Genomic DNA, 12,346 nt, shown 5'->3' with positions numbered 1-12,346 from the left:
GATCGTGGACGTGCCGCGCAGATCCAGCGCGGACGGCAGCCTGATACTCACCGCGAACAGCCACCACGCCAGGAGCACGACCAGCGGCACGGTCATCATCGCGTCGCCCCGAACCGTATGCATGACGCTGCATGCCCCGTCGGGTCGCAAGATCACAAACTCGCCCGGTCAGGCGCCAGCCAATAAACCTTCCGCAACAGGGATCGCCTGCCGAAGAATTTCCCGATAATCTGCCATCAAGACACAAAACCTTGAGGAGCGGGACCGTGCAGCCATACGCCTACCAGCGCCAAGCACTCACCGAGCCCGACTGGCGCCGCTACCCAGGCTGGGCCACCATCACCCGCGACCAATGGGAAAGCGCCCAATGGCAACGCGCCCACTGCATCAAAACCATCCCCCAGCTCCGCGCCGTCCTCGGCACCACCGTCACCGACGCCTTCTACGACGACCTCGCCACCGACCAGGCCAACCACGCCACCATGTCGATGCTCATCCCACCCCAAATGATCAACACCATGAGCCCCGACACCCCACCCACCGACGACACCCTCCGCAACGACCCCATCCGCCGCTACATGCTCCCCATCGCCACCGACCGCCACCCCGACTTCCCCTCACACCCCTACGCCACCCGCGACTCCCTCCACGAACACGACATGTGGGTCGCCGAAGGCCTCACCCACCGCTACCCCACCAAAGTCCTCGCCGAACTCCTCCCCACCTGCCCCCAGTACTGCGGCCACTGCACCCGCATGGACCTCGTCGGCAACAACACCCCCACCGTCACCAAACTCAAACTCGCCGCCAAACCCGCCGACCGCCACACCGCCATGCTCGACTACCTCCGCACCCACCCCGGCGTCCGAGACGTCGTCGTCTCCGGCGGCGACGTCGCCAACCTCCCCTGGCACCAGCTCGAAACCTTCCTCATGTCACTGCTCGGCATCGACACCATCCGCGACATCCGCCTCGCCACCAAAGCCCTCGCCGGACTCCCCCAGCACTGGCTGCAACCCACAGTCGTCGAAGGCCTCGAACGCGTCGCCCGCACCGCTGCCCGCCGCGGCGTCAACCTCGCCATCCACACCCACGTCAACCACGCCCAATCCCTCACCCCCCTCGTCGCCAAGGCCGCCCACACCGCCCTCGAAGTCGGCGTCCGCGATGTACGCAACCAGGGCGTCCTCCTCCGCGGCGTCAACGCCACCGCCGAAGACCTCCTCGACCTCTGCTTCGGCCTCCAGGGCGAAGCCGGCATCCTGCCCTACTACTTCTACATGTGCGACATGATCCCCAACGCCGAACACTGGCGCGTCGCCGTCTGGCAGGCCCAGCAACTCCAGCACGACATCATGGGCTACCTGCCCGGCTACGCCACCCCGCGCATCGTCTGCGACGTCCCCTTCGTCGGCAAACGCTGGGTCCACATGGTCACCGAATACGACCGCGAACGCGGCATCAGCTACTGGACCAAGAACTACCGCACCAGCATCGAGGACGACGAAACCCAGCTCGACCGCACCTACCCCTACTACGACCCGATCGACACCCTCCCCCAGACCGGCGCCGACTGGTGGCGCAAGGAAGAGCACACCGCCTGACCCCCCACCACCTGCGGCAAAACCCCCGCCGACCCCGCCCCGGAAGGCGCACCCTGAGAAAGTGCGCCGCAAAACCCTCCGCCTCCTGGGCATCGCCATCGCCGCCGCGGCGCTCCTGACGTACGCCAACTGGGCCGGCGACCGCGACGCCGCCCGCTTCGACCCAGCCGCCCAGCTGCGCTGCGCCCGCGGCACCCAGATCGCCGGCGCCCAGGCGACCGCACCCCCCACGAGCCGCGAAACCCGCACCCCTGACGACCTCGCCGACGCCTGGGCCAACGCCCGCAACCCCGACCTCGTCGCGGGCAAACGCCGCCTCTTCAACAGCGACGACCGCATCGACATCGGCTTCGACACCAAGGCCCAGACCGTCGCCGTGCTGACGTTCCGCGCCGACAAGGCCCTCGGCTGGCACCTGGACGCCGTCGTGGCCTGCCAGTCCCAGGTACAGCAGTCGACCGCGCCCAAGGCCACCTAGGCACCGCAGGCAGCCGACGCCGCGAAACCGAAAAACCTAAGTCAGCCGCGCAGCGGCTAGGTACTTGCTTTTCAGGCGTGGCGTAGCCACGTCCCCTAAGGCTTCCTAGGATGCTAGGATTAGACATAACCGCAGGTCACCTCGGGCGCGCGGTAGCAATCGCGGCCGCGGTCGCGCTGGCCGGGACGGTTGGCCGCGCTTGGCGCAGGAGCCCCATCGGTGGCCGTGACCGAGTCGTTGTCTGCGGCGACTCGCAGTCCCGGCCTGGCTTCGCCGGCCGGCTCGAAGCCGAAGCCAAGCCACCCGGTCCCTGGATTACCGCAATTACGATTACCGGTAATCCAACAATCCAGTATTCGCCCGGCGAAGAGCGCCGCGCGCGTAGGGCATCCTAGGACACTAGGATCAGAGTCAGCGCGGGAAGGCGCCGCTCGGCAGCAGCCCGCGCGGGGTGGCGCAGGGGTCGGGGATCTTAGTCGGGCAGCAGCGGTACCGTCGGGCCTTGCCGGCGGCCCAGCAGCGACGCCCGGGTCAGGGCGGCCGAGCCGAACCGGTCGCGGACCTTGTCCATCGCCGTGTCCAGCTCGTCGCCGGAGGTCACGTCGAACGGCAGCTCGAGCTGGGCCGAGCCGTCGCCGTCGAGGTTCGACACGGCTATGCCGACCAGGGTCAGGCCGCGGTTGGCGATGTCGGACACGGCCGCGGCGTGCAGGCGCAGGACCGCGTCCAGGATCGTCTGGGTGTGCGAGGTCGCCCGGGGCAGGGTGTGCGAGCGGGTCACGCGCGTGAAGTCGGCGAAGCGCAGCCGCAGCACCACGGTGCGCCCGGCCCGCCCGGCCGCCCGCATCCGCCGGGTCACCCGGTCGGCGAGCTCGGCCAGGACGGCCTGCTGGAACGCGTCCGGATGGGGGCCGCGGCCCAGGGCCCGCTGGGCGCCGACCGAGCGCCGCCGGCGGCCCACCACGACCGGCCGCGGGTCCCGGTTGTGGGCCAGGGCGTGCAGGTGCCGGCCGGTGCCCCCGCCGAGCATCGACACCAGCGTGGCCTCGCCGAGCCGGGCGACCTGCCCGACCGTCGTCACATGGTGTGCGTGGAGTTTGGCGGCGGTCACGGTACCGACACCCCACAGTCGTTCCACGGGGAGCTTGTGCAGGAACGTGAGCTCGTCGGCGGGCGGCACGAGCAGCAGCCCGTCGGGCTTGGCGACGCCGCTGGCCACCTTGGCCAGGAACTTGGTGCGGGCCACGCCGACGGTGATGGCCAGGCCGACCTCGGCGCGGACCCGGTCCCGCAGCCGCGCGGCGATGCCCATCGGCGCGCCGGCGATGCGGTACAGCCCGCCGACGTCCAGGAACGCCTCGTCGATGGAGAGGCCCTCGACGACCGGGGTGGTGTCGCGGAAGATCGCGAAGACGTCCTTGGAGGCCTGCGAGTAGGCGCCCATCCGCGGCGGTACCACGATCGCCTCCGGACAGATCGCGCGCGCCTGCCGCCCGCCCATCGCCGTGCGCACGCCGCGCCGTTTCGCCTCGTAGCTGCACGCCAGGACCACGCCGCCGCCGACGATCACCGGGCGTCCGCGCAGGCGGGGGTCGTCACGCTGCTCGACGGAGGCGTAGAACGCGTCGAGGTCGGCGTGCAGGATCGTAGCCCCGTCCGACACGAACATATGTTCGCACAGGACGGGGCCACCAGGGAATATGTCAGGCGCGAAGGGCCCGGATCGTGTCGCGGTACCAGTGCGCCGAGCGCTTCGGGGTGCGCTCCTGCGTGTCGTAGTCGACGCGGACGATGCCGAACCGCTTGTCGTAGCCGTACGCCCACTCGAAGTTGTCCATGAGCGACCACGCGAAGTACCCGCGGATGTCGGCGCCCTGCTGGCGGGCCAGCGCGACCGCGCCGATGTGCGAGTCGAAGTAGGCGACGCGGTCGGCGTCGTCGACGTAGCCGGTCTCGTCGGGCACGTCGGCGAACGCGGAGCCGTTCTCGGTCACGAAGATCGGCAGCCGGTAGTCGGTGTACAGCCGCACCAGCAGCTGCGTGAAGCCCTCGGGGACGATCTCCCAGCCCATCGCCGTGATCGGCCGGCCGGTCGGGATGACCCGGCTCACCGGCAGCCCGTCGACGTCGGTGTCGTTGCCGTCCTCGTCGACGCCGGAGACCGTCTCGGAGAAGTAGTAGTTGACGCCGAGCACCTCGATCGGGGTCTTGATGACCTCGAGGTCGCCGTCCTGCACCGGCAGGGTGATGCCGCGGCGGGCCAGGTCGTCGACGAGGTCGGCCGGGTAGCGGCCGTGCACGAGCGGGTCGAGGTAGATGCGGGTGCCGAGCGCGTCGGCGCGGCGGGCGGCGTCGCGGTCGGCCGCGGAGTCCGTCTGCGGCGTCGACACCCCCATGTTCAGCGTGATGCCGAACTCGTGGCGGCCGTCGGAGGCCTCCCGCATCCGCTGGGTGGCCAGGCCGTGGCCGAGCAGCAGGTGGTGTACCGCCGCCATGCTCGCGGCGAAGTCCCGCCGGCCCGGGGCGTGCGCGCCGTAGGCGTAGCCGAGCATCGCCGAGCACCACGGCTCGTTCAGCGTGGTCCAGGTGGTGATCCGGTCCTGCAGCGCGTCGAAGACCATCATGCTGTAGTCGGCGAAGCGGTACGCGGTGTCGCGGTTGGGCCAGCCGCCGGCGTCCTCGAGCTCCTGCGGCAGGTCCCAGTGGTACAGCGTGACCCACGGGGTGACGCCGTTGGCCAGCAGTTCGTCGGTGAGCCGGTCGTAGAAGCCGATGCCCTCGGGGTTCACCGGGCCCCGGCCGCGCGGCTGGACGCGCGGCCAGGCCACGGAGAAGCGGTACAGGTCGACGCCGAGGTCGCGGATGAGCGCGACGTCCTGCGGCATGCGGTGGTAGTGGTCGCAGGCCACCTCGCCGGTGTCGCCCTTGTCGATCGCGTCGGGCACCTCGCAGAACGTGTCCCAGATGGACCGGGTGCGTCCGCCCTCGTCGACCGCGCCCTCGATCTGGTAGGCCGAGGTCGCCACGCCCCAGCGGAACGAGGGCGGAAGCGTGGCGATCGGGTTGGCTCGATCGAGGGGTGTCGCGGTCGTGTCCATGGTTCTCCTGGGTTGTTCAGCGAATGGGGTAGGGCGGGTCCCCCGCTAACCGGCGGTGACCGGGTGCAGGTGACAAGCCACCGAGCGGGCCGCTCCGACGTGGTCGTCGGGCTTGCCCAGGATCGGGACCACCTTGTCGCACGGCTCGAACCGCTTCGGGCAGCGCGGGTGGAACGAGCAGCCCGGCGGCATGCCGCGCAGGTCCGGCGGGGAGCCGGGGATGCCCGCCAGCTCGCGCCGCTCGCCGCGCAGGGCGGGGAACGAGCGCAGCAGGCCGGTGCTGTACGGGTGCAGCGGCTCGCGGTAGATGTCGGCCGACGGGGCCTCCTCGACGATCCGCCCGCCGTACATGATCGCGATCCGGTCGCTGAACTCCACCAGCAGCGACAGGTCGTGGGTGATGAACAGCACCGAGAAGCCCAGCCGCTCGCGCAGCTCGACGAGCTGGCCGAGGATCTGCCGCTGCATGACCACGTCGAGGGCGGTCGTCGGCTCGTCCATGATGACCAGCTGCGGCTGCAGGGCCAGGGCCATGCCGATCATGACGCGCTGGCGCATGCCGCCGGAGAGCTGGTGCGGGTACGCCTCCATGCGGTCCTCGGCGATGCCGACCAGCCGCAGCATCTCCTTGGCCCGGTCCAGGCGGGCGGTGCGCGACAGCTTCGGCTCGTGCGCCTTGATCGCGTCCATCATCTGGATGTCGATCTTGTGTACCGGGTTGAGCGAGTTCATCGCGCCCTGGAACACGATCGATGTCTCGGCCCACCGGAACTTGCGCAGCTCGGCGTGGGACAGGGAGAGCACGTCGTACGGGTCGCCCGACGGCGGGTGGTACGTGACGGTGCCGCCGGAGACCACGCCGGGCGGCGGCAGCAGCCGGGTGACGCCGTAGGCCAGCGTCGACTTGCCGCTGCCGCTCTCCCCGGCGAGGCCGACGACCTCGCCGCGGTGGATGGTGAGGCTGACCTCGCGGACCGCGTGGACCGCGTCTTCGCCGAGGCCGTAGTCGACGTTGAGGTTCTTGATCTCCAGCAGCGGCCGGGTGAGGACCTGGGTCATCGCTTGGTTCCGTCCCTCATCTCGATGTTCCCGGCCGGCTCGACGGGGCGCACGACGGGGGTGAAGCCGACCCGCATCCGGACCCGCTCACCGGTGCTGGTGCGCTTCGGGCCCTGGCCGGAGGTGCGCAGGCGCGGGCTGACGAACTCGTCGATGCCGAAGTTCACCAGGCTCAGCGCCGTGCCGAGGATGGCGATGGCCAGGCCGGCGGGGACGAACCACCACCAGGCGCCCTGGGCGAGGGCCTGCTGGCCCTGGGCCCAGAACAGGATGGTGCCCCAGTTCCAGGACGACACCGAGGAGATGCCGATGAACGCGAGCGTGATCTCCGAGAGCACCGCGAAGATGACGGTGCCGACGAAGCCGGAGGCGATGATCGCGGTCAGGTTGGGCAGGATCTCGAAGAAGATGATCCGCCAGGTCTTCTCGCCGGTGGCCCGGGCCGCGTCGACGTAGTCGCGGCGGCGCAGCGACAGTGTCTGGGCCCGTAGTACCCGTGACCCCCACGACCAGCTGGTCAGGCCGATCACCAGCGCCACGGTGAGGTCGTTCACGTGCGGCAGCGAGGTGCAGATGATGATGACCAGCAGCAGGCCGGGGATCACCAGGAACACGTTGGACAGCACCGAGAGGATCTCGTCGGCGATGCCGCCGAGGTAGCCGGCGGTGACGCCGACGAGGATCGACAGGACCGTGGCGACGATCCCGGCGACCGCGCCGACGAACACGACACTGCGCGTGCCGGCCAGGATCTGGCTGAAGATGTCCTGGCCGAGGTGCGTGGTGCCGAACCAGTGCTTGGCCGACGGCGCCTGGACCGCGTCCGAGGTGATCTTGTCCGGGTCGTACGGCGCGACCCAGGGGCCGATGATCGCGAACAGCACGTAGATGCCGAGGATGAACAGGCCGGTGGCGGCCTTGCCGTTGGCGATGAAGCGGAACCGCCGGCGCTTGGCCTTCTTGGCCACCGCGGGGTCCGGCTGCGCCATGGCGCCCTGGCCGGGGATGACCTGCTCGATGCTGGAGGGCGTGACGGTCATGTCAGCCGGCCTTTCGGGTGCGCGGGTCGAGCAGCGTGTAGGCCACGTCCGCGAGCAGGTTGGCGACCAGCACCGAGATGGTGATGACCAGGAAGATGCCCTGCATCAGCGGGTAGTCGTGCGCGCCGACGGCCTGGAAGAGCTGGAAGCCCACCCCCGGGTAGGAGAAGACGATCTCCACCAGCAGGGTGCCGCCGACGATGAAGCCCAGCGACAGCGCGAACGCCGAGATGTTGGGCAGCAGCGCGTTGCGGGCGGCGTAGCTGAACGCGACCCGCCGCTCGGAGAGGCCCTTGGCGTGGGCGACGGTGATGTAGTCCTCGGCCGACACCGTCACCATCATGTTGCGCATGCCGAGGATCCAGCCGCTCATCGACGACAGCAAAATCGTGACCGCCGGCAGGACGCTGTGGTTGATGGCCGAGCCGATGAAGGTCCCGTCGAAGTACGGCACCAGGCCCGGGGTGTAGCCGCCGGAGGACGGGAAGTAGCTGCCGTTGCCGGTGAAGACGGCGATGAAGACCAGGCCGAGCCAGAAGTACGGCACCGACGACAGGAACGTCGTGGCCGGCAGCAGGCCGTCGATCCAGGTGCCGCGCCGCCAGCCGGCGCCGATGCCGAGCGTCGTGCCGATCACGAAGCTCAGGATCGTGGTGACGCCGACGAGGCCGATCGTCCACGGCAGGCTCGACTTGATGACCTCGCTGACCGTCGACGGGAAGAACGTGAACGACAGGCCGAGGTCGCCGTGGAACAGCTGGCCCCAGTAGTCGATGTACTGCTCCCACAGGCTCTGCTTCTTGTCGAGCCCGAACAGCACCTCCAGCGAGTGGATCGAGTCCGATGACACCGAGCCCTGGTTGCGGGCCAGGAACGAGCTGATCGGGTCGCCGGGGATCATCCGCGGGATGAAGAAGTTGATGGTGATCGCGGCCCAGGCCGTGAACAGGTAGAAGGCGAGGCGTTGCAGCAGGAACTTCATCGTGCCTCCTCCGGCAGGTGCAGCGCCGGCGGCGTGGGGATGGACGGGTCGGCGGCCGAGCCGACGCCCTCCTTGGCGACGGTGTCGGCGTCGTAGAGCCAGCAGGCGGCCCAGTGCCCGGGCTCGCCGCCGACGTCCAGGCGCGGCGGCAGGTCGACGGTGCAGCGCGGCATCGCGTGCGGGCAGCGCGGGTGGAACCGGCAGCCGGCCGGGGGCCGGATCAGGCTCGGCGGCTCGCCGTTGCCACGGTCCTTCGCGGTCGCGTCGGCGATGCCGGCGATGCGGTCCGGGTCGGGGGCCGACTCGATGAGCAGCCGGGTGTAGGGGTGCGCGGGGTTCTGCGTGACCGACTCGCTGTCGCCGCCCTCGACCATGCGCCCGGCGTACATCACCATCGTCTCGTCGGCGAAGTACCGCGCCGAGGCGATGTCGTGCGTGATGTACAGGATGGCGAGGTTGAGCCGCTCCTTGAGGTCGCGCAGCAGGTTGAGGATGCCCAGGCGGATCGACACGTCCAGCATCGACACCGGCTCGTCGGCGAGCAGGGCCTCCGGGTCGGCGCCCAGGGCGCGGGCGATCGCGACGCGCTGGCGCTGGCCCCCGGACAGCTCGTGCGGGAACTTGTCGATGTAGCGCTCGGGCGGGGTCAGCGCCACCCGCGTCAGCAGCCCGTTGAGGGCCGCCTCGAGCTCCTCGGCGTTCCGGCCGGCGTTGCCGTGGATCTTCAGCGCCCGGGTCAGGTGGTAGCGCACCGTGTGCACCGGGTTGAGGGAACCGAACGGGTCCTGGAAGATGAGCTGCACCCGGCTGACGTACTCGCGGAACCGGCGCCCGCCGTGCACCCGGGTCGTCTCGCCGTGCAGGCGCAGGTCGCCGGCGGTGCGGGGGTAGAGCTGCGCGAACAGCCGGGCGACGGTGGACTTGCCGGAGCCGGACTCGCCGACCAGTGCGGTGACCCTGCCGCGGCGCAGGGTGAGGGACACGTCGTCCACGGCGTGGACGACCGCCCGCTTGCCGGTGAAGATGTCGCTCAGCTTCCGCCGGACGGGGAAATGCTTGGTCAGGCCCTCGGCCTCAAGCACCACCTCGCCGACCGGCGCCGCCGGGCTCTCGCTCAACGTCATTGCCGTTGGTCCTGTCTCGGGGGGTGTCTCGTCATGGGATACCGCTCCCCGGGCGACCCGCGCAAGGGCCGCCCGGGGAGCGGTGTCAGTACGATCCGGTCGTCAGGAGCCGGCCGGCTTGAGGTGCAGGATGACGTCCAGGGCGTTGGCCTGGGTCGGCTGCGCGGCACCGTACGGGTTGGCGTCGTCCGGCCAGCCCGTCCAGTTCTTGGCGCTGTACGCCGCGCCGATGTTGTCGGCACCGACCGGGATCATCGGGGCCTGCTCGACGAAGATCTTCTGCAGCGTGGCGAGCGCGGTCTTGCGGGCCGCGTCGTCGGTGGCGGCGGCGTAGGCGCGCAGGGCGGCCGTGGCCTCCGGGCTGTTGAAGCGGCCGAAGTTCGCGGCCGGGGACGCGGTGCCGATCGGCTTGAGCTGGTCGCCGTCCATCACCGTGCGGTAGATGTCGTACGGGGTCGAGCCACCGTCGGTCCAGCGGAACGCGGCGTCGAACTGGCCGGCCTCGATGTTCTTGAACCAGGCGTCCTGGTTGGCCTTGTCGATCGTGGCCGCGATGCCGATCTGGGCCAGGTTGGCCTTCACGATCTCCAGCGAGGTCTGGTAGTCCGACCAACCGGCCGGGTCGCTCAGCGTCAGGGCGACCGGCTTGCCGGACGGGTCCTTCAGCGTGGTGCCGTCGAGCTTGTAGCCGGCGCCGGTGAGCAGCGCCTTGGCGCCCTCGACGTCGACCTTGTAGTCCTTGCCCTTGTACTCGTCGGAGATGTAGGCGTCACCGGCGGGCGACGGCAGACCCGTCACGCTCTTGACCAGCGGGTGGAAGTAGCCGGCCTCGGCGGTGTTGAAGATGTCGTCGCGGTTGATGACCATGCCCATCGCGACGCGCAGCTTCGGGTCGTTGAACGGCGCCTTGGTGGTGTTGATGTACAGGCCGTGGATGCCCAGGACCGGCGGGGCCCAGATCTTGTGGCTGGCCGCGTCCTTGTCGATGAAGACGGTCTTCACGTTGGGGATGAAGACGAAGCTCCACTCGCACTCGCCGTTGGCCAGGGCCGTGGTCTGCGCGTTGTTGTCGGTGTAGGACGTGTAGCGCAGCTCCTTGACCTGCGGCAGCGCCTGCCAGTAGCCCTTGTCGCGGGCCGTGAGGGTCGTGGTCTGCGGGGTGAAGGACTTCAGCGTGTACGGCCCCGAGCCGATCGGGTTCTTGTTGGCCTCGGTCTTCGGGTCGGCCACCTTCTCCCAGACGTGCTTGGGCACGATCGGGATCTGGGCGATCGCCTTCTGCTGGCTGACGTACTGCGACTGCTTGAACGTGATGGTCACGTCGGCACCGCTCGCGACCGCGTCCGCGATCGCCACACCGCCGCCGTTGAGCGCCTCGTTGTCACGCACCAGCTTGTAGGTGAACGCGACGTCGTCGGCGGTGACCTTCTCGCCGTCGGACCAGGTGGCGTTGTCGCGGATGTTCACCTTGACCGAGGTGTAGTCCTTGTTCCACTCGGCCTTGGTGGCCAGCCACGGCTTCATCGGGTCCGCCGGCTTGACCGGGTTCCACATCATGAGCGGCTCGTAGATCACCCAGCGGTAGCCGTCCTTGGCCCCGGCCGAGGTGGTCAGGAACGGGTTCTCGTTCTCGGTCAGCGGGCCGTTCGGCATGCCGACGGTCAGGACCGTGGTCTTGGCGCCACTGCCCTTGTTCGGGTCGTTCGGCGAATCGCCGCACGCGGCCAAGGCGGTCGACGTGGCCAGCAGACCGGCCATGCCGAGCAGTACGGAGCGTCTGGTCAACACGGGGGTGTCTCCTTTGGTACCTGGATCGACAGGTGGGGCGGACAGTTACATTCGGGGTATCTCGACGGCGCCTCGAGGTGCGGTGCCGCCCGTGGTGCTTTGAGGCGTCAGGTGGTGCGCTCGGGCTGCGCCGCGACGGTGGACCCGCGCACGACGAGCGTGGTGGACAGGATGTTCGGCTCGGCCGTCAACGGCGTGCCGTCGAAATGCGCGATGAGCCGCCGGGCCGCCATCTCGCCCATCTGGCGCATGGGCTGGCGGACGGTGGTCAGCGGCGGCTCGGTGTGGGCCGCGTGCAGGATGTCGTCGAAGCCGACCAGGGCGACGTCCTGCGGCACGGCCTTGCCGGCCATCCGCAGCGCCTGGAGGGCGCCGGAGGCCGACAGGTCGTTGTGCGCGAACACGGCGTCGAACTCGAGGCCCTCGGCGAGGGCCCGCTGGATCGACACCATGCCGCACTCGTAGGTGAAGTCCCCCTCCACGACGAGGCGGGGGTCGATCGGGGCGCCGGCCGCGGCGAAGACGTCGGCGAAGCCGCCGAGGCGGTCCTGCGTGCAGCCGAACTTCTCGGAGCCGGTGATGACGAGGGGGCGCCGCCGGCCGATCTCGACGAGGTGCCGGGCGGCGAGCGAGCCGCCGGCCCGGTTGGTGGTGGCCACCGACGGCATGAGCGGCTTGTCGCCGCGGTCGTCGATGAGGACCACCGGCAGGCCGCCCGCGTACAGGTCGGCGAGGTAGTCCAGGGTGCCCTCGGGCTCGATGGCCAGCAGCCCGTCGAAGGACTTGCCGGACACCTGGGCGGAGAACTGCCGCATGGACTCGGCGCCGCGGTTGCACGTGAACAGCAGCAACCCGTACCCCTCCGACTCCACGACGTCGACCGCGCCCTGCACGACCTCACCCATCCACGGCCACGTCAGCGACGGGACGAGCATCCCGATCACCCGGGTGTGACCCCGGGCCAGGTTGACCGCCCGCGCGCTGGGCACGTAGCCCAGCTCGTCGATGACCGTGCGTACCCGTGCCGCGGTCGCCTCGTCGACCTCTCCTTTGCCGTTGAGCACCCGCGAGACGGTGGTCTTGCTGACCCCCGCCCGCGCCGCGACATCGGCGATGGTGATCGGCACGCCGCGATCCTTCCGGTGAGAGCGCTTTCTGGCAAGAGAGCGTGTT

At 69.8% G+C, this 12,346-nt stretch carries 10 protein-coding genes; 2 read left to right on the top strand and 8 right to left on the bottom strand.

Annotated features, from left to right (window positions below):
* Nucleotides 1–230: 230 nt before the first annotated feature.
* The gene (locus AB0B76_RS08065) at nt 231–1,604 is read left to right on the top strand and encodes a lysine 2,3-aminomutase (protein WP_360371663.1); all 1,374 of its coding nucleotides are present in this window, start codon (nt 231–233) and stop codon (nt 1,602–1,604) included.
* Nucleotides 1,605–1,665: 61 nt separating this feature from the next.
* Nucleotides 1,666–2,082, top strand: a complete 417-nt coding sequence (locus AB0B76_RS08060) for a hypothetical protein (RefSeq protein ID WP_360371241.1) — start codon at nt 1,666–1,668, stop codon at nt 2,080–2,082.
* A gap of 472 nt (nt 2,083–2,554) precedes the next feature.
* Here the strand turns inward: AB0B76_RS08060 and dinB are convergent, their stop codons facing one another.
* The 8 genes from dinB to AB0B76_RS08020 form a co-directional block, all read right to left on the bottom strand.
* Nucleotides 2,555–3,745 carry a DNA polymerase IV gene (gene dinB, locus AB0B76_RS08055; RefSeq protein WP_360371238.1) on the bottom strand — a complete coding sequence of 397 codons (1,191 nt, stop codon included), beginning with the start codon at nt 3,743–3,745 and terminating at the stop codon, nt 2,555–2,557.
* Between the two features lie 40 nt (nt 3,746–3,785).
* Nucleotides 3,786–5,180, bottom strand: a complete 1,395-nt coding sequence (locus AB0B76_RS08050) for a GH1 family beta-glucosidase (protein WP_360371236.1) — start codon at nt 5,178–5,180, stop codon at nt 3,786–3,788.
* A 45-nt stretch (nt 5,181–5,225) separates the two neighbouring features.
* Nucleotides 5,226–6,239 carry an ABC transporter ATP-binding protein gene (locus AB0B76_RS08045; protein WP_360371233.1) on the bottom strand — a complete coding sequence of 338 codons (1,014 nt, stop codon included), beginning with the start codon at nt 6,237–6,239 and terminating at the stop codon, nt 5,226–5,228.
* Complete coding sequence (locus tag AB0B76_RS08040; protein WP_360371230.1) at nt 6,236–7,279, bottom strand: ABC transporter permease; 1,044 nt, start codon at nt 7,277–7,279, stop codon at nt 6,236–6,238. Before AB0B76_RS08040 ends, AB0B76_RS08045 begins: the two co-directional genes overlap by 4 nt.
* 1 nt (nt 7,280) lies before the next feature.
* Nucleotides 7,281–8,261, bottom strand: coding sequence for an ABC transporter permease (locus tag AB0B76_RS08035; RefSeq protein ID WP_360371227.1), 981 nt, complete (start codon nt 8,259–8,261; stop codon nt 7,281–7,283).
* A complete protein-coding gene (locus tag AB0B76_RS08030; protein WP_360371224.1) occupies nt 8,258–9,385 on the bottom strand; it encodes an ABC transporter ATP-binding protein in 1,128 nt (375 codons plus the stop codon). Before AB0B76_RS08030 ends, AB0B76_RS08035 begins: the two co-directional genes overlap by 4 nt.
* Before the next feature lie 102 nt (nt 9,386–9,487).
* Entirely contained in the window at nt 9,488–11,143 is a 1,656-nt protein-coding gene (locus AB0B76_RS08025; RefSeq protein ID WP_360371660.1) for an ABC transporter substrate-binding protein, read from the bottom strand.
* Nucleotides 11,144–11,280: 137 nt separating this feature from the next.
* Nucleotides 11,281–12,300 (bottom strand): LacI family DNA-binding transcriptional regulator, encoded by a 1,020-nt coding sequence (locus AB0B76_RS08020; RefSeq protein WP_360371221.1) that lies wholly within the window; start codon nt 12,298–12,300, stop codon nt 11,281–11,283.
* Nucleotides 12,301–12,346: the final 46 nt, after the last annotated feature.

It is taken from the genome of Dactylosporangium sp. NPDC049140 (assembly GCF_040648435.1).
Note: the sequence above shows the minus strand (reverse complement) of the source record. Positions and strands in the feature narration are given on the sequence as shown.

What these genes read in the sequence shown, in the direction of transcription:
- AB0B76_RS08045 (WP_360371233.1), bottom strand. Translation starts at nt 6,239, where the DNA reads ATGACCCAGGTCCTCACCCGGCCGCTGCTGGAGATCAAGAACCTCAAC.
- AB0B76_RS08025 (WP_360371660.1), bottom strand. Translation starts at nt 11,143, where the DNA reads ATGGCCGGTCTGCTGGCCACGTCGACCGCCTTGGCCGCGTGCGGCGAT.
- AB0B76_RS08040 (WP_360371230.1), bottom strand. Translation starts at nt 7,279, where the DNA reads ATGACCGTCACGCCCTCCAGCATCGAGCAGGTCATCCCCGGCCAGGGC.
- AB0B76_RS08030 (WP_360371224.1), bottom strand. Translation starts at nt 9,385, where the DNA reads ATGACGTTGAGCGAGAGCCCGGCGGCGCCGGTCGGCGAGGTGGTGCTT.
- AB0B76_RS08050 (WP_360371236.1), bottom strand. Translation starts at nt 5,180, where the DNA reads ATGGACACGACCGCGACACCCCTCGATCGAGCCAACCCGATCGCCACG.
- AB0B76_RS08035 (WP_360371227.1), bottom strand. Translation starts at nt 8,261, where the DNA reads ATGAAGTTCCTGCTGCAACGCCTCGCCTTCTACCTGTTCACGGCCTGG.